The organism is Bradyrhizobium sp. USDA 3315 (assembly GCF_054056795.1).
Window position 1 is genome coordinate 2036790 of sequence record NZ_JBSRYP010000001.1, and the last position, 14513, is coordinate 2051302.

Consider the following 14513-nt stretch of genomic DNA (forward strand, 5'->3'; position numbering starts at 1 on the left):
ACACACTTATGTGTTGCGCAAGCCTGAACTGGCTCGACGTTCAGGACAGGTCGAGCCGGACCGCTTACTGCAGCGCCTCGCCATGCTGGGAGATGTCGAGACCTTCGAGCTCCTGCTGCATCGAGACGCGCAGCGGGACGAAGGCACTGACCAGCTTGAGCAGCACGAAGGTGACGCCGCCGCACCAGACAAAGGTCACCGCGACGCCGTAGAGCTGGATCAGCAGCTGCTTCGGATTGCCCTCGAGCAGGCCGGACGTGCCACCGATTGCCGAGGCCGCGAACACGCCGGCAAGCAGCGTGCCGGTCAGGCCGCCGATGCCGTGCACGCCGAACACGTCGAGCGAGTCGTCATACTTGAAGCGATGCTTCAGCCAGGTGCAGGCCCAGAAGCAGACCAGGCCGGCAATGATGCCGATGACGACGCCGTGCCACGGCGCGACGAAGCCGGATGCCGGGGTGATGGTGCCGAGCCCCGCGACCGCGCCCGAGATCATGCCGAGCACCGACGGCTTGCGGCGCGTCGCCCATTCGATCGCGCCCCAGGTCAGCGCGCCGGCGCAGGCCGCAAGATGGGTGGCGGTGATCGCCATCACCGCGCGCGAATTGGCCGCGAGTGCCGAACCGCCGTTGAAGCCGAACCAGCCGACCCAGAGCAGGCCGGTGCCGACCACCGCGAGCGACAGATCGAACGGTGAAAGATTGTCATGGCCATAGCCGTGGCGGTTGCCCATCACCTTGGCCGCGACCAGGCCGCTGATGCCGGCGGAGAGATGCACCACGAGACCGCCGGCGAAATCCAGCACGCCCGCTGATGCCAGGAAGCCGCCGCCCCACACCCAATGCGCCAGCGGCACATAGGCGAAGATGAACCAGCCGATCGAGAACAGCACATAGGCGGAGAACCGCATGCGGTCGGCGACCGAGCCTGCGACCAGCGCCACCGTGATGATCGCGAACGTCATCTGGTACAGCATGAACAGCGCTTCGGGGATGGTCTTCGCCGCCGGATTGATGCTGTCCATGGTGATGCCGGCCAGGAACCAGCGATCGAGCGAGCCGAGCCAAGGACCGTCGCCGACGAAGCTCAGCGAATAGCCGAAGGTGACCCAGAGGATCGAGACGAGCGCAACGGCGGTGAGGCTCTGCGCCATCGTCGCCAGCACGTTCTTCTTGCGGACCATGCCGGAGTAGAACAGCGCCAGTCCGGGGATCGTCATCATCAGCACCAGCGCGGTGGCGACGATCATCCAGGCGGTGTCGGCGGCGTTGACGCCGGCGCTGGATGCCGAGTCTTGCGCGAAGGCCGGCGTGGCTTGCGCGAACAGGATTGCAGCAGTGATCGGCGCAGCTGATATCGCTGCACGAAGAGCTCGTGCCCCCATCATCATTCCCCGGCGGTCGTCGTTTCTTGGTGTGCGGTTGTGGCGTGCGCCGGCGTCGTTGCCGGCGATGATCTCGATCGTTTTGTTTGGGCATGATCTCCGCGCAAACGCTTTCCGCGTTTGTCGCGAGGGATCAGGCTCCAGGGTTCAGAGCGCGTCGTTGTCGGTCTCGCCGGTGCGGATGCGCAGCGCATGATCGATCGGCGTCACGAAGATCTTGCCGTCGCCGATCTGGCCGGTGCGGGCGTGCTCGGTGATGACGCTGACCGCCTTGTCGGCGAGCTCGGTATCGACGGCGATCTCGATCCGAAGCTTGGGCAGGAAGTTCACGACATATTCGGCGCCGCGATAGATCTCGGTGTGGCCCTTCTGGCGGCCATAGCCCTTCACCTCGGTCACAGTCATGCCGTGGACGCCGATCGCGGTCAGCGCTTGGCGCACCTCATCGAGCTTGAACGGTTTGATGATCGCGACGACGAGTTTCATGGTTCAGGCCTTCATTCCCTTGAGGTTTTCCGTGTGCGCCCGTCCCGGAGCGGCACTTGCCGTCCCGCGAGCCGGCACCTGCTGCCTCCCGGAGCGGCAATTTGCCATCCCCGAGCGGCACTTCGCGTCCGCCAAATCTGGCAGCTTTCTGGGCAAATGGCATAAAAAACTTGCAGGTTGAAGCGGAAAACATGCGCAGCGCGTGTGCTCCCTCACTGTACGGAATGGAAACGCTCGGCCACAATGTGGCTTTCCCGCCCCGGCCAGCGCTCTTGCTGGTTCGTTTCGCCTATCGCGTGTCCCTGTGCGCGCGCCCCGAGGAAACAAGAAATGTCGAACCGAAACTGGTTTTATGCATCCGAAGGCCAGCAAAAGGGCCCCCTGCCTGAAACCCAGCTCCGCGACCTGATCACCCGGGGCACGGTGGGGGCCGACACCCTGGTGTGGACCGAGGGCATGGCCGGCTGGCAGAAGGCCGGGGAGATTCCGGGCCTCGTCCCGAGCGCCGGCGCGCCGCCGGCATTTCCGCAGGCCGGCGGACCGCCGCCGGTGGTGGCGTCCGGAAGCTATAGCGGCGGCACGCTGTCCGCCGACTTCCCGATCTGGGGCCTGTTCGGCCGCAGCCTCCTGATGTTCATCGGCCAGATTCTCGTCATCCCGGCGCCGTGGACCGCGACCGGCCTGTACCGCTTTGCGATCCCCTATATCCGCGTGCCGGGCCGCCCGCATTTCGCCTTCACCGGGCAGCCGCTCGACATCTGGTGGGTCTTCATCGTGCTCGGCCTTCTGACCTATGCCGGCGCGGCCAACAGCAACATCGTGACGTTGCTCTCGCTGCTGTTGCAGGGCTTTCTGAGCTGGATGATCGTGCGCTGGATCATCGGCCATCTCAGCTCGAGCGGCCAGGACCTGCCGATCTCGTTCAAGGGCAGCCCGGTCGCCTATGTCGGCTGGTACGTGGCGATGGTGGTCTCGGCCATCACCATCATCGGCTGGGCCTGGGTGCTGACCGCCTGGATGCGCTGGATTTGCCGCAACATCGACGGCACGCGCCGCGAGGTCAGCTTCAATGCGTCCGGCATCGAGGTGCTGTGGCGAACCATCGTGTTCACCATCGCCTGCGGCTTCCTGATCCCGATTCCGTGGGTGCTGCGCTGGTACGGCAACTGGTTCGTCTCGCAATTCGCGCTGACCGAGCGCGGTGCCTACGCCGGCCAGTAAGCGCGACCGCATCGTGCCGACCGGCTTTGTTCGAGCGTGAGGCCTCCGGAAACCGCTCCGCGCTTTTTCCGGATCGCGCTGTGAGCGCTACGCCTTTCGCTCGCGCACCGATCCTTCCTGCGCGACAGACGCCACCAGCGTGCCGTCGGGCTTGAAGATCAGGCCGCGCGTCAGGCCGCGGCCCGACTGCGCGCTCGGCGAATCCTGCGCGTAGAGCAGCCATTCGTCGGCGCGGAACGGGCGGTGAAACCACATCGCGTGATCGAGGCTCGCCGGCATCATGCGCTTGTCGAACAGCGTGCGGCCGTAGCGCGCCATCACGGCATCGAGCAGCGAGAAATCCGACGCATAGGCGAGCGCGCACAGATGCAGCGCGGGATCGTCGGGCAGCTTGGCCGCGGTGCGGATCCAGACATGGATGCGGCCGTCGTCGATCTTCTGGCCGAAATAACGGCCGAGCTCGACCGGGCGCAGCTCGATCGGCCGGTCGCTCTCGTAATAGCGGCGGATGAACTCCGGCATCTCCTTGAACATCGGCTGCTTCGACACTTCCTCCGCGGTCAGCTTCTCCGGCGGCGGCACGTCGGGCATCTTCTCCTGATGATTGAAGTTGCTCTCCTCCTCGGCATGGAACGACACCATGATGGAGAAGATCGCGTTGCCGTGCTGGATCGCGGTGACGCGGCGGGTGGTGTAGCTCTTGCCGTCGCGCAGCCGCTCGACCTGGTAGATGATCGGGATCTGCGGATCGCCGGGCAGGATGAAGTAGCAATGGATCGAGTGCGGCAGGCGGCCCTCGACGGTGCGGCAGGCCGCCACCATCGCCTGGCCGATCACCTGGCCGCCGAACACGCGCTGCCAGCTCGTCTTCGGGCTGTTGCCGCGGAACAAATTCACCTCGAGCTGCTCGAGATCGAGGATGGACAGCAGGTCGATCAGGCTCTTGGACATCGGCGGCTTTCGGTTTGACTTGAACGGTCATTCCGGGGCACGCGCAAGCGTGAACCCGGAATCTCGAGATTCCGGGTTCGATGCTGACGCATCGCCCCGGAATGACGTCCGTTAGGTTCGTGACCTTGTTTCTGGCCCCTGTTTCGCCCAGCTATTATCAGGTAGCAAGCATAGTCTGAGAGCGTGAGGCGCGTAAGGGAAGGGCAATGCCGGCACAGCGAAGTATTGTCATCTGCGGGGGCGCATTTGCAGGGTTGGCGCTGGCCGTGGCGCTGCGCCAGGGGCTGGGGCCCGACATCCCGGTCATCGTGGCCGATCCGGCGCTGAGCCAGCGCCCGAGCCGCGATCCGCGCGCGACCGCGATCGTGGCGGCCTGCCGGCGGCTGTTCGAGACCCTCGGCGTCTGGGGCCAGGTGGCGCCGACGGCGCAGCCGATCACGGATATGGTCGTGACCGACTCCAAGCTGGAGGACGCGACGCGCCCGGTATTCCTGACCTTCGCTGGCAATGTCGCGCCCGGCGAGCCGTTCGCCCATATGGTCGAGAACCGCTATTTGATCGATGCGCTCGCGAGCCGTGCCGAGGCCGAGGGCGTCGAGCTGCGTGCCGCCGCGGTGTCGAGCTTCGCGTCGCGGCCCGACGGCGTCAGCGTTACGCTGGCCGACGGCACCGTGATCGATGCGAGCCTGCTGGTTGCCGCCGACGGCGCCCGCTCGAAGCTGCGCGAGCGCGCCGGGATTGCGACCCATGGCTGGGACTATAACCAGTCCGGCATCGTGGTCACGGTCGGGCACGAGCGCGAACATCACGGCCGCGCCGAGGAGCATTTCCTGCCCGCCGGGCCGTTCGCGATCCTGCCGCTGACCGGCAATCGCTCGTCGCTGGTGTGGACCGAGACGCGCAACGATGCCGCGCGCATTGTCGCCTTGAACGAAGAGCAATTCCACGCCGAGCTCGAGCAGCGCTTCGGCCTGCATCTCGGCGAGATCAAGCCGCTCGACAAGCCGCGCGCCTTCCCGCTCGGCTATTTCGTCGCGCGCTCGTTCATCGCCGAACGGCTGGCGCTGATCGGCGACGCCGCGCATGTGATCCATCCGATCGCGGGGCAGGGGCTCAATATGGGCCTGAAGGATGTCGCTGCGCTCGCCGAGGTCGTGGTCGATGCGGCGCGGCTCGGCATGGACCTCGGCCAGGCCGACGTGCTCGAGCGCTACCAGCGCTGGCGCCGCTTCGACACGATGGCGATGGGCGTCGCCACCAACTCGCTGAACTTCCTGTTCTCCAACGAATCGACACTGCTGCGCACCGTGCGCGACATTGGCCTCGGTCTCGTCGATCGCGCGCCGCCGTTGAAGGAGATGTTCATCCGCCAAGCGGCGGGACTGTCAGGCGAGGTGCCGCGGCTGCTGAAGGGCGAGGCGCTTTAGCCCTCGTAGCCCGGATGAAGCCAACGGGTCGCGCGAATGCGCGCCCGATGACAGGCTCCGCGAAATCCGGGGCAGACTATCCGCGGTGAGACTTTCCCGGATTGCGCGGCGCTTCATCCGGGCCACGCGCTGACATCAATCGATCTTCCTCGCCTCTTCCGGCAGCATGATCGGAATGCCGTCGCGGATCGGATAGGCGAGCTTGGCCGAGCGCGAGATCAGCTCCTGCCGCGCGGCGTCGAACTCGAGCGGCCCCTTGGTGATCGGGCACACCAGGATTTCCAGCAGTTTTGGGTCGGCGGTGCTCTCGAGATGGTCGGTCGTGGAATTCATGGGAGTCTCCGGCTCGCCGTGATGTAGCACATCCAAATAAGCGCTGTCAGCGCTTGGCCATCCGCAGCAGTTCATCGATCGCGGCCTGCTGACGCGGCTTCGGCAGCGCCTGCTCGGACAGCGCGTAGCCGATGAACGCCCAGTAGAAGATCTGCGCGCGGCCGCGCGCCACGTCGTCCGGGAATCCGGCCTGCCGCAGCAGGGTTTCGATATAGCCGATCCGGCGCTCGTCGACCTCGAGCACGGCGGCGTGCACCACGGCATCGGCGGTGGCCCAGCTGCGCACCGCGCGTTCCAGCGCCAGCCGCGCCGAGAAGGCACGGCGCAGCAACAGCGCCAGCGCGTCGCCGCCTTCCGGAATGGTCTCGAGCTCCGCGATCACCTGCTCGGCCGCGACCTCGCGCCAATGGGTCAGGACCGCGGCGCGGTAGGCGCCGATGTCGGCGAAATGCCAGTAGAAGCTGCCGCGCGAGACGCCCATGGCCTTGGCCAGCGGCTCGGCCTTGAGCGCCGTGAAGCCGCGCCGCGCCAGCGTCTTCAGGCCCTGATCGAGCCAGTCCTTGACCGAGAGCTGTTCCGTCATGGTTCCCCGTCCCGCCGTCACCATACACAAGTGTATTGACAGGCGCCAGCGGCCGGTATCATATCCATACAGTAGTGTATGGAGGCATCGCGATGCGTGATCTTCTGCTGCAGGGCGCCGGCGTCACCGCCATTCTGGTCAGCCTGATCCATGGCGTGCTCGGCGAGACCAGGATATTCGCGCGCGCCACCGTCGAGCCGCCGCGGCTGCGGATCTTGCTTCGCCTGGTCTATCAGGCCGGTACCGTCGCCTGGATCGGCGGTGGCGTGCTGCTGATCGCCGCGCCCGCGATGGCCTCCGATGCCGCGCGGCACTGGATCGTGGCGACGCTCGGCGTCGTGTTCGGCATCGCGGCGCTCGCCAACGCGGTGGCGACCCGCTTCCGCCACTTCGGCTGGATGGCGATGAGCGCCGTGGTGGCGCTCGCCGCCGCCGGCTACTAGCGAGGGCGATCATGACGACTGATCGCATCAGCCTGAGCATCGCCGATGGCGTCGCGGACGTCAGGCTCAACCGCTCGGACAAGCTCAATGCGCTCGATCCGGCGATGTTCGCCGCGATCGCCGAGATCGGTGCGCAGCTTGCGGACAACCGCAAGCTCCGCGCTGTGGTGCTCTCGGGCGAAGGGCAGGCCTTCTGCGCAGGCCTCGACATGGAGCGGCTGGTCGCAACGACGGAGGGCGAGTCCATCCTGCCCTTTGCCGATCTCGGCCGGCGGACCCACGGCATTGCCAACTTTGCGCAGCATCTGGTGTGGCTCTGGCGCGAGCTGCCGGTGCCGGTGATCGCCGCCGTTCATGGCGTTGCGTTCGGCGGCGGCTTTCAGCTGATGCTCGGTGCCGACATCAGATATCTCGCACCCGGCACGCGCCTTGCGATCATCGAGGCCAAATGGGGGTTGGTGCCCGACATGGCCGGCACGCAGCTGATGCGCCATCTCGCGCGCGAGGATGTGGTCCGTGAACTCACCTACACCGCGCGCGTCTTTTCCGCGGACGATGCGTTTGGTCATGGCTTCGCCACCCGGATCGTCGAACAGCCGCGCGAGGCCGCGCTGGAGACGGCGCGCGTGATCGCGGACCGCAGCCCGGATGCGATCCGCGCCGCCAAGCGGCTGCTCAATCGTGCAGCCGATCGCGATGCGGCGACCGGACTCGCGGCCGAAACGGCCGAACAGGCGCTTCTGCTCGGCTCGCCCAATCACATCGAGGCCGTCAGGGCGAATCTCGAACGGCGGCCCCCGCAATGGAGCTTTACATGACGATTGGCCCGGGCTTCGATCTCGAACGTCTCGTTGCGACCAATGCGTCGGCGGCCTTCAATCGGCTTGCCGGCTTCGAGGTCGTCACCGCCGGCGCCGGCACGGTGGAACTACGGATGCGGTGGTGCGACGATCTCGCCCAATATGCGGGCCATATGCACGCCGGCGTGATCGCGGCGCTGCTCGACACCGCCTGCGGCTTCGCCGCGGCGTCGATCGTAGGTTCCGTCACTGCATCGCATTTCTCGATGAACTGCCTGAAGCCCGCGCTGGGCCGCTGCTTCATCGCCAGAGGAACCACATTGCGTGCCGGACGCAGGCAGGTCTTCGCGCGCGCGGAACTTTTTGCGGAGAACGAGCAGGGTGAAGCCTCGTTGGTTGCAACCGGTGAAACCGTACTCGTCCCGCTGGCAGGCTGAGCTGCGCGGATCGCGCATCGCTGTGAAATTTATGGAGCCATCAATTTCGGTGCGGAATCGGCTTACGCGCGGATAACCATGCCACTGAAAGTTGCAGAATATTATCGAGAAGACAATTCAATCAGCCTAGCCTGTGCGTACGGACAACCATGGACCGACGCATGTTTCGTGTTCTTACGTGCCTTTCAGGTGAGCATGACTGGCGGCTCGTTCTGCTCGCCGGACTGGTCTGCTTCGTTGCCAGTATTGTGGCGGTCAATATTTTTCATCGTGCAATTGCATCGCAGGCGAGGACCCGGCTGATCTGGATTGCGATCGCAGGAGCCGCGATCGGCTACGGCATCTGGGCAACGCATTTCATCGCCATGCTGGCCTATGAGCCGGGAATCCCGACCGGCTACGGCATCGTCCTCACCGCGCTGTCGCTCGCCGCGGCGATGATGCTGACATCCGGCGGCCTCGGCCTTGCCGCCAGCGACTCCAGCCCTTGGCGCGCGCCGGTCGGCGGCGCCGTGATCGGAGCCGGCATCGCCAGCATGCACTATCTCGGGATGTGGGCGCTGGAAGTACCGGGCCACGTGGTCTGGTCGCTCGATCTCGTGGCGGCCTCCGTCGTGCTCGGCATGCTGTTCGGCTACGCCGCGCTGGCGATCGCGGTCCGCCGTCAGGACCGCTGGATGTCGCTCGTCGCGGCGCTGCTGCTGACGCTTGCGATCGTGTCGCATCATTTCACCGCGATGGGCGCGGTCGAGATCGTTCCGGATCCGTTGCAGGCCCCGGCGGCCCTGTCGCTCTCGCCTGCCTTCCTCGCCATCGTGATCGCCGGCGTGGCGCTGTCGGTGCTCGGGATGAGCCTGGTCGGCGTGCTCGCGGATCGCCGGCTGGCGCTTCGCACCCGCCGCTTCGAGGAGATCATCAGCCAGCTTTCGTCGGCGCGACAGCAGGTCGAGGCGTCGCAGAAGGAGCTGGAGGAGCAGAGGTTCCGGCTGGATACGGCGATCAACCACATGGGTGAGGGCCTCTGCATGTTCGATGCGGAGAAGCGCCTCGTCGTTTGCAATGATCGCTACGCCAAGATGTACCGGCTGCCGCCGGAATTGCTGCTGCCCGGCACGGCCCATCGCGAGATCATCAGGCATCGCATCGCCAACGGCATTCTCAAGGGCGAGACCAGCGACAGCGCCGCGACGCAGGTGCTCGCGACACTGAACGCGCTCCCGGCCGGCGAGATCAACAGCCGGGTCGACGAGCTCGCCGACGGTCGCCTGATCTGCGTGACGCGGCAGCCGATGCCCGGCGGCGGCTGGGTGGCGACGCATCGCGACGTCACCGAGCAGCGGCGCTCCGAGGCCAAGATCACTTATATGGCGCAGCACGACGCGCTGACCGATCTGCCGAATCGCGTGTTGCTCAAGGAATGGATGGAGCGCGCGCTCTCCGGTGCCCGGTGCGGCGGACCGAGCCTTGCGGTGCTGATGCTCGATCTCGACCGCTTCAAGGACGTCAACGACACGCTCGGGCACCCGGCTGGCGATGCGCTGCTGAAGTCGGTGGCCGCCCGCTTGCGCAGATCCGTCAGCGATACGACGCTGGTCGCGCGGCTCGGCGGCGACGAGTTCGCGGTGATCGACCATGTCAGCGATCCGGTCACGGAAGCGGGCTTGCTCGCCGAGAAGATCAGGAAGGCGCTCAGCGAGCCGATCGATCTCGGTGATCATCGGGTGACCACCACGACCAGCATCGGCATTGCGATCGCGCCGCGCGACGGCACCGATTCGGACGAGGTGCTGCGCAGCGCCGATCTCGCGCTTTATTCGGCCAAGAGCGGCGGGCGCGGCTCATTCCGCTTCTTCGAGCCGGAGCTCGATCGGCTGCTGCAGGCCCGGCGCAGCCTCGAGCGCGACATGCGCAGTGCGCTCGCCAATGGCGAGTTCGAGCTGCACTATCAGCCGTTCATCCACGTCGCGAGCGGGGAGACCTGCGGCTTCGAGGCGCTGCTTCGCTGGCACCATCCGCACCGCGGCATGGTATCTCCGGCGCAGTTCATTCCGCTGGCGGAAGAGACCGGCCTGATCGTGCCGCTGGGGGAATGGGTGCTGCGCACCGCGTGCGCGGAGGCCGCCAAATGGCCCGACGACCTCAAGATCGCGATCAACCTGTCGCCTGTGCAATTCAGGAGTCCGGAGTTGGTCCCGGTGATCGTGCACGCGCTGGCGAGTGCTGGAATTTCGCCGGAGCGCCTCGAGCTCGAGGTCACCGAAACGGCCATCATTCAGGACAGCGAAGCGGTGTTTACCGCGCTTAGCCAACTGCACGATCTCGGGGTGCGGATCGCGCTCGACGACTTCGGCACCGGCTACTCGTCGCTGAGCTTTCTGCAGAAGTTTCCGTTCGACAAGGTCAAGATCGACCGCAGCTTCGTGTCCGAACTCTCGGGAGCGAGCGACGAGTCGCGCCGGATCGCGCGCGCGATCGTGCGCTTTGCCGTCAGCCTCGGCAAGACCACGACGGCCGAAGGCGTTGAAACCAGGGAGCAGCTCGACATTCTCCGCGCCGATGCCTGCGTTGAAGTGCAGGGCTTCCACTTCAGCCCGCCGGTCCAGAGCGAGAAGGTCGCGCAGATGATCGGCGGGCGAACTCCGGCAGCGGCCGAACGGCCTGCGGTCCGTCTTGCAATGGCGGGTGCCGCGTCCTGATCGATGGGCTGCGCCGGCGGTCCCGATACGCATGAGGCGTAAGGCCGCAGCACGCCGTCAAAACCGAACTGCGCGTGGAGCGCAAAGCGGTTTTGACGGCCGTTAGAATTCCTCTAAAGCCAGCCGTCGCGGCGCTTCCTTGACTTGGCAATCGCCTCAGCATTCTTCACGCATGTGCCCTGCGCGAAGGCGTTGTGGGTATGACTGTCAACGGAGGGGATATGCGCGTGAGAGTGATTTTGAGCGCTGCGCTTGCAGCATGCGTTCTTGGGAGCGTTCTTGGGCTGACCGGATCGGCGGCGTTCGCCGACGGCTACAAGAATTGCACCAAGCTCGACAAGGCGTCGTGGAAGCCGGCAAGCGAGGCCGAAGCCAAGGCCAAGGCGCTCGGCTACGAGGTGCGCCGGTCGAAAATCGAGGGCTCCTGCTACGAGGTGTACGGCGTCAAGGAAGGCAAGCTCTACGAGCTGTTCTACAGCCCGGAAGACCTCAGCCTGAAGCACACGATCGCGAAGTGAAGCAGGCGCGATGACGGAGGCGGCGCCGGGCGCCCGCGGCGCGACCAGCGTGCAGGTCTGGGACCTGCCGCTGCGGCTGTGGCACTGGGCGCTCGCCATCCTCGTCTTGGTCGCCTGGGTGACGCCCAGCACCTATGACCGGCTGCACCGGCTGGCGGGTTATTCGGTGATCGCCCTGCTGGCGTTCCGGCTGATCTGGGGCTTTGCCGGCACGCGCTACGCGCGTTTCGGCAGGCTCGGCATTCGCCTGCGCGCCGCGCCGCGCTACATCTGGAATCTCCGGCGCGGCATCACCGGGCGCTATATCGGACTCAATCCGGCGGGCACCGTGATGCTGGTGGCGCTGCTGTTCCTGCTTGCGATCTCGACAATCACGGGCGTGATGGAGGTCACCGTGACCTTCTTCGGAGTCTGGTGGGTCGAGGACACCCACGCCTATGCCTCGGATGCGGTCATGGTGCTGGTCGGGCTGCACGTGCTCGGCGTCGTCGTGGTCGGCTTGCTGCAGCGTCAGAACCTGGTGCGCGCGATGTTCACCGGCCGCAAGCAACTGCGCAATCGCTGATCGGCGGGAACCTTTTTGGTCTGACGCGTTTTCTTCACGCGAGCCGGTAGCCGCTTCACTCGAAGCGCCTTACTGCACCGGCGGGTCGCCCGAGGTGCGCTTCTTGGCGAGGTCCATCTCGGTGACCGCGATCAGGATCTCGGCGCGGGTCTTCAGGTCCGGCGCCTCGAGCATCGCCTGCTTCTCGGCGGGACCATAGGGCGACATCATCGCCAGCGCATTGACCAGCGCCTCGTTGGGCGCGGACTCGATACCTTCCCAGTCGACCTTCAGATTGTTGGCTTCCAGGAAATCGGCCAGCACTTCGAGCAGCGCCTTGCGGTCGACGGCCTCCTCGCCCTTGCGCGCCGTGAAGTCGCCGACGAAGGAGAAGAAGTCGACCTTGCACTGCCGGTACGGCGTCTGCACGGTGAGCTCCTCGACCACCTTGAAGCGCGCGATGCCGGTCAGTTCGAGGATGTAGCGGCCGTCGCCGGATTCGGCGAGCTGGGTGATGCGGCCGACGCAGCCGATCCGGAACAGGGCCGGCTTTGCCTCGTTCTGCGAATGCGCCACGTCGGGCTGGATCATGCCGATCAGGCGATGGCCGTCGCGCAACGAGTCGTCGATCATCGCGAGATATCGCGGCTCGAAGATGTTGAGCGGCATCTGGCCACGCGGCAGCAGCAACGCGCCGGGCAGCGGGAACACCGGAATCACCTCCGGGAGCTCGCCGGGTCCGCGATATTCGGCATTGATCGGCATCTGCGGTCCCGCTGCTGTGACGGGCGTGCTTTACGAGAACAGGATGGTCGACAACCGCTTGCGCCCCTCGACGGTTGCCTCATCGGTGCCGCCCCACGCCTCGAAGAACTGCACCAGCTGCTTGCGCGCGCCGTCGTCGTTCCACTTGCGGTCACGCCTGACGATGGCGAGCAATTGCTCGGTCGCTTCCGTGCGCTTGCCCATCGCATTGAGCGCGGTGGCGAGATCGAATCGGGCCTGATGATCGAGTGGGTTTGCGGCGACTTTCTGTTCCAGCTCCGCGACCGGGCCGACCGCTTCCGCCTGTTCGGCGAGATCGATCGCCGCCTGCACCGCCTTCACCGCGGCGTCGTTGCGCTTGGATTCCGGAACCATCGCCAGCGTCTGCTTGGCCTGCTCCATCGCACCCGACGTGACGTAGCACTTGGCGAGGCCGGCGAGCGCCGCGATGTTGGTGGCGTCGTGCGCCAGCACCTCGGCATAGATCTGCGCGGCCTGGGCGGCGTCGCCCTCGGCAAGCACGGCGTCGGCCTCGGCCAGGATCTCGGTGAGATTGGGCTCGCCGGCGGCCGGCACGCCCTTGGTGATCTTCTCGATGAAGGCGTTGACCTGGCTCTCGGGCACCGCGCCCATGAAGCCATCGGCGGGCTGTCCGTTCACGAAGGCGATCACGGCCGGGATCGACTGGATGCCCATCTGGCCGGGGATCTGCGGATGCTCGTCGATGTTCATCTTGACCAGCTTGACCCGGCCCTTGGCGTTGCGAACCGCCTTTTCCAGGATCGGCGTGAGCTGGCGGCAGGGACCGCACCACGGCGCCCAGAAGTCGATCATGACCGGCTGACGGCGCGATTCCTCGATGACGTCCTTGACGAAGGTCTGGGTCGTCGTCTCCTTGATCAGATCGGGCGCTGCCTCGGGCGTGGGGCCGCCCTGCTCCATTATCGTCACGTTGTCCTCGCCTGCTTCTGAGGTCGGAAATCCGGTGGGCGTTCTAGCACGCCCGGAACGGCACGTTCAGCCGTTCTGTCAGCTAGAGCATGATCCCGGAAAAGTGGGAACCGGTTTCCGGGATCATGCTCCGTAAATGGCAGTCAGCCGGCAAAATTCAATCGCTTGGCCGCCTGTCCCGTTCCATCGGAGATCGGGTGGGTTGGTGCCGCGGAACGGCCGATGATGGCGATCCTTCATGACAGCAGGGGAGCGCCCGTGGCAAAGGCCTATTACAGCACGGTGTTCGAACAGCCGGCCGGCGAGGTCTGGAAAATCATACGCGATTTCAACAATTACCCGGTCTGGGTCCAGGGCGCGGGGGCGAGCGAGATCGAGGACGGCAAATCCGGCAATACCGTCGGGGCCGTGCGCAATGTGCTGTACCGGGGGCGGCGGATCCGGCAGCGGCTGCTCGCGCAGTCCGACGTCGAGCGCTTCCAGACCTACGAATTCGTCGACACCCCGACCCTGCCGGTGACGGATTTCAGTGCGACCCTGCGGGTAACCCCGGTGATCGACGGCGACCGGGCCTTTATCGAATGGTGGGCCGTGTTCGATTGCGACCCGACCCGCCGCGTCGAGCTGGCGCAGACGCTGGCCGGCTGGTTCGCGACCTGGCTCGAATCGCTCCGGGACGAGATGGCCCTGAGGCCGGTTCCGGCGGAAATCTAAAAAGAAATCGGCGGCGCAGCCGGTTTCGGCCGATTCGGGGTCAATTTTTAGAGAAACCGTGCGATTTCGTGAGGTTCGGACCGCGCTCTTGTGTTGCATTCACAGACAGCTTTTGGCATAGGTCTGCCGTTGCCGGCGAGCGATCGCCGCCATTTCGGATGCGGGTGTAGCTCAGTGGTAGAGCACGACCTTGCCAAGGTCGGGGTCGAGGGTTCGAGCCCCTTCGCCCGCTCCAAAACTTCTCGCTGACCGAGCTGACA

Annotated in this window: 16 protein-coding genes and 1 tRNA gene; 10 read left to right on the forward strand and 7 right to left on the reverse strand. The window is 65.8% G+C overall.

Translation table 11 applies throughout. From position 1 onward, the window contains the following. Positions 1 to 64 precede the first annotated feature (64 nt). Together ACVIYL_RS09400 and ACVIYL_RS09405 are read right to left on the reverse strand one after the other, a co-directional pair. Positions 65 to 1384: an ammonium transporter gene (locus ACVIYL_RS09400; RefSeq protein WP_456778356.1), complete on the reverse strand. Its 1320-nt coding sequence runs from the start codon at positions 1382 to 1384 to the stop codon at positions 65 to 67. Positions 1385 to 1531: 147 nt separating this feature from the next. Then, a complete protein-coding gene (locus ACVIYL_RS09405; RefSeq protein WP_028335836.1) occupies positions 1532 to 1870 on the reverse strand; it encodes a P-II family nitrogen regulator in 339 nt (112 codons plus the stop codon). Positions 1871 to 2200: 330 nt separating this feature from the next. Between ACVIYL_RS09405 and ACVIYL_RS09410 the strand changes: the two genes are divergently transcribed. Beyond that, entirely contained in the window at positions 2201 to 3091 is an 891-nt protein-coding gene (locus tag ACVIYL_RS09410) for a DUF4339 domain-containing protein (RefSeq protein ID WP_225161893.1), read from the forward strand. Between the two features lie 87 nt (positions 3092 to 3178). On the opposite strand, the gene tesB is transcribed toward ACVIYL_RS09410, so the two are convergent. Then, positions 3179 to 4042 (reverse strand): acyl-CoA thioesterase II, encoded by an 864-nt coding sequence (gene tesB, locus ACVIYL_RS09415; protein ID WP_016841424.1) that lies wholly within the window; start codon positions 4040 to 4042, stop codon positions 3179 to 3181. Between the two features lie 206 nt (positions 4043 to 4248). On the opposite strand from tesB, the gene ACVIYL_RS09420 reads away from it, so the two are divergent. After that, on the forward strand, positions 4249 to 5469 hold the full coding sequence (locus ACVIYL_RS09420) for a ubiquinone biosynthesis hydroxylase (protein ID WP_456778357.1): 1221 nt from the start codon (positions 4249 to 4251) through the stop codon (positions 5467 to 5469). 135 nt (positions 5470 to 5604) lie between these two features. Here ACVIYL_RS09420 and ACVIYL_RS09425 read toward each other — a convergent pair whose 3' ends face one another. Together ACVIYL_RS09425 and ACVIYL_RS09430 are read right to left on the reverse strand one after the other, a co-directional pair. Beyond that, positions 5605 to 5802 carry a Trm112 family protein gene (locus ACVIYL_RS09425; protein WP_018269337.1) on the reverse strand — a complete coding sequence of 66 codons (198 nt, stop codon included), beginning with the start codon at positions 5800 to 5802 and terminating at the stop codon, positions 5605 to 5607. 46 nt (positions 5803 to 5848) lie between these two features. Continuing rightward, the gene (locus tag ACVIYL_RS09430) at positions 5849 to 6385 is read right to left on the reverse strand and encodes a TetR/AcrR family transcriptional regulator (protein ID WP_456778358.1); all 537 of its coding nucleotides are present in this window, start codon (positions 6383 to 6385) and stop codon (positions 5849 to 5851) included. Positions 6386 to 6477: 92 nt separating this feature from the next. On the opposite strand from ACVIYL_RS09430, the gene ACVIYL_RS09435 reads away from it, so the two are divergent. From ACVIYL_RS09435 to ACVIYL_RS09460, 6 genes are all read left to right on the forward strand, one after another. Further along, entirely contained in the window at positions 6478 to 6828 is a 351-nt protein-coding gene (locus ACVIYL_RS09435) for a hypothetical protein (protein WP_456778359.1), read from the forward strand. Between the two features lie 11 nt (positions 6829 to 6839). Continuing rightward, positions 6840 to 7646: a crotonase/enoyl-CoA hydratase family protein gene (locus ACVIYL_RS09440; protein WP_456778360.1), complete on the forward strand. Its 807-nt coding sequence runs from the start codon at positions 6840 to 6842 to the stop codon at positions 7644 to 7646. Further along, positions 7643 to 8065: a PaaI family thioesterase gene (locus ACVIYL_RS09445; protein WP_456778361.1), complete on the forward strand. Its 423-nt coding sequence runs from the start codon at positions 7643 to 7645 to the stop codon at positions 8063 to 8065. Before ACVIYL_RS09440 ends, ACVIYL_RS09445 begins: the two co-directional genes overlap by 4 nt. A gap of 161 nt (positions 8066 to 8226) precedes the next feature. Then, the gene (locus tag ACVIYL_RS09450) at positions 8227 to 10761 is read left to right on the forward strand and encodes a bifunctional diguanylate cyclase/phosphodiesterase (RefSeq protein ID WP_456778362.1); all 2535 of its coding nucleotides are present in this window, start codon (positions 8227 to 8229) and stop codon (positions 10759 to 10761) included. Positions 10762 to 10982: 221 nt separating this feature from the next. Next, a complete protein-coding gene (locus ACVIYL_RS09455; protein WP_212060594.1) occupies positions 10983 to 11279 on the forward strand; it encodes a PepSY domain-containing protein in 297 nt (98 codons plus the stop codon). A 10-nt stretch (positions 11280 to 11289) separates the two neighbouring features. Continuing rightward, a complete protein-coding gene (locus tag ACVIYL_RS09460) occupies positions 11290 to 11844 on the forward strand; it encodes a cytochrome b/b6 domain-containing protein (protein WP_456778363.1) in 555 nt (184 codons plus the stop codon). A gap of 69 nt (positions 11845 to 11913) precedes the next feature. On the opposite strand, the gene ACVIYL_RS09465 is transcribed toward ACVIYL_RS09460, so the two are convergent. Together ACVIYL_RS09465 and trxA are read right to left on the reverse strand one after the other, a co-directional pair. Beyond that, positions 11914 to 12588, reverse strand: coding sequence for an LON peptidase substrate-binding domain-containing protein (locus tag ACVIYL_RS09465; RefSeq protein WP_456778364.1), 675 nt, complete (start codon positions 12586 to 12588; stop codon positions 11914 to 11916). 30 nt (positions 12589 to 12618) lie between these two features. Beyond that, positions 12619 to 13539 carry a thioredoxin gene (gene trxA / locus ACVIYL_RS09470; RefSeq protein ID WP_069279107.1) on the reverse strand — a complete coding sequence of 307 codons (921 nt, stop codon included), beginning with the start codon at positions 13537 to 13539 and terminating at the stop codon, positions 12619 to 12621. Between the two features lie 222 nt (positions 13540 to 13761). Here trxA and ACVIYL_RS09475 point away from each other — a divergent pair, with 222 nt between their 5' ends. Together ACVIYL_RS09475 and ACVIYL_RS09480 are read left to right on the forward strand one after the other, a co-directional pair. Next, the gene (locus ACVIYL_RS09475; RefSeq protein WP_456778365.1) at positions 13762 to 14253 is read left to right on the forward strand and encodes an SRPBCC family protein; all 492 of its coding nucleotides are present in this window, start codon (positions 13762 to 13764) and stop codon (positions 14251 to 14253) included. A gap of 160 nt (positions 14254 to 14413) precedes the next feature. Continuing rightward, positions 14414 to 14488: transfer RNA gene (locus tag ACVIYL_RS09480), tRNA-Gly, on the forward strand. The last annotated feature ends 25 nt before the right edge of the window (positions 14489 to 14513 follow it).

Coding starts and splice junctions, on each gene's coding strand:
- tesB (WP_016841424.1), bottom strand. CDS start 4,042: ATGTCCAAGAGCCTGATCGACCTGCTGTCCATCCTCGATCTCGAGCAG.
- ACVIYL_RS09440 (WP_456778360.1), top strand. CDS start 6,840: ATGACGACTGATCGCATCAGCCTGAGCATCGCCGATGGCGTCGCGGAC.
- ACVIYL_RS09400 (WP_456778356.1), bottom strand. CDS start 1,384: ATGGGGGCACGAGCTCTTCGTGCAGCGATATCAGCTGCGCCGATCACT.
- ACVIYL_RS09465 (WP_456778364.1), bottom strand. CDS start 12,588: ATGCCGATCAATGCCGAATATCGCGGACCCGGCGAGCTCCCGGAGGTG.
- ACVIYL_RS09405 (WP_028335836.1), bottom strand. CDS start 1,870: ATGAAACTCGTCGTCGCGATCATCAAACCGTTCAAGCTCGATGAGGTG.
- ACVIYL_RS09420 (WP_456778357.1), top strand. CDS start 4,249: ATGCCGGCACAGCGAAGTATTGTCATCTGCGGGGGCGCATTTGCAGGG.
- ACVIYL_RS09455 (WP_212060594.1), top strand. CDS start 10,983: ATGCGCGTGAGAGTGATTTTGAGCGCTGCGCTTGCAGCATGCGTTCTT.
- ACVIYL_RS09430 (WP_456778358.1), bottom strand. CDS start 6,385: ATGACGGAACAGCTCTCGGTCAAGGACTGGCTCGATCAGGGCCTGAAG.
- ACVIYL_RS09450 (WP_456778362.1), top strand. CDS start 8,227: ATGTTTCGTGTTCTTACGTGCCTTTCAGGTGAGCATGACTGGCGGCTC.
- ACVIYL_RS09445 (WP_456778361.1), top strand. CDS start 7,643: ATGACGATTGGCCCGGGCTTCGATCTCGAACGTCTCGTTGCGACCAAT.
- ACVIYL_RS09425 (WP_018269337.1), bottom strand. CDS start 5,802: ATGAATTCCACGACCGACCATCTCGAGAGCACCGCCGACCCAAAACTG.
- ACVIYL_RS09410 (WP_225161893.1), top strand. CDS start 2,201: ATGTCGAACCGAAACTGGTTTTATGCATCCGAAGGCCAGCAAAAGGGC.
- ACVIYL_RS09475 (WP_456778365.1), top strand. CDS start 13,762: ATGATGGCGATCCTTCATGACAGCAGGGGAGCGCCCGTGGCAAAGGCC.
- ACVIYL_RS09435 (WP_456778359.1), top strand. CDS start 6,478: ATGCGTGATCTTCTGCTGCAGGGCGCCGGCGTCACCGCCATTCTGGTC.
- ACVIYL_RS09460 (WP_456778363.1), top strand. CDS start 11,290: ATGACGGAGGCGGCGCCGGGCGCCCGCGGCGCGACCAGCGTGCAGGTC.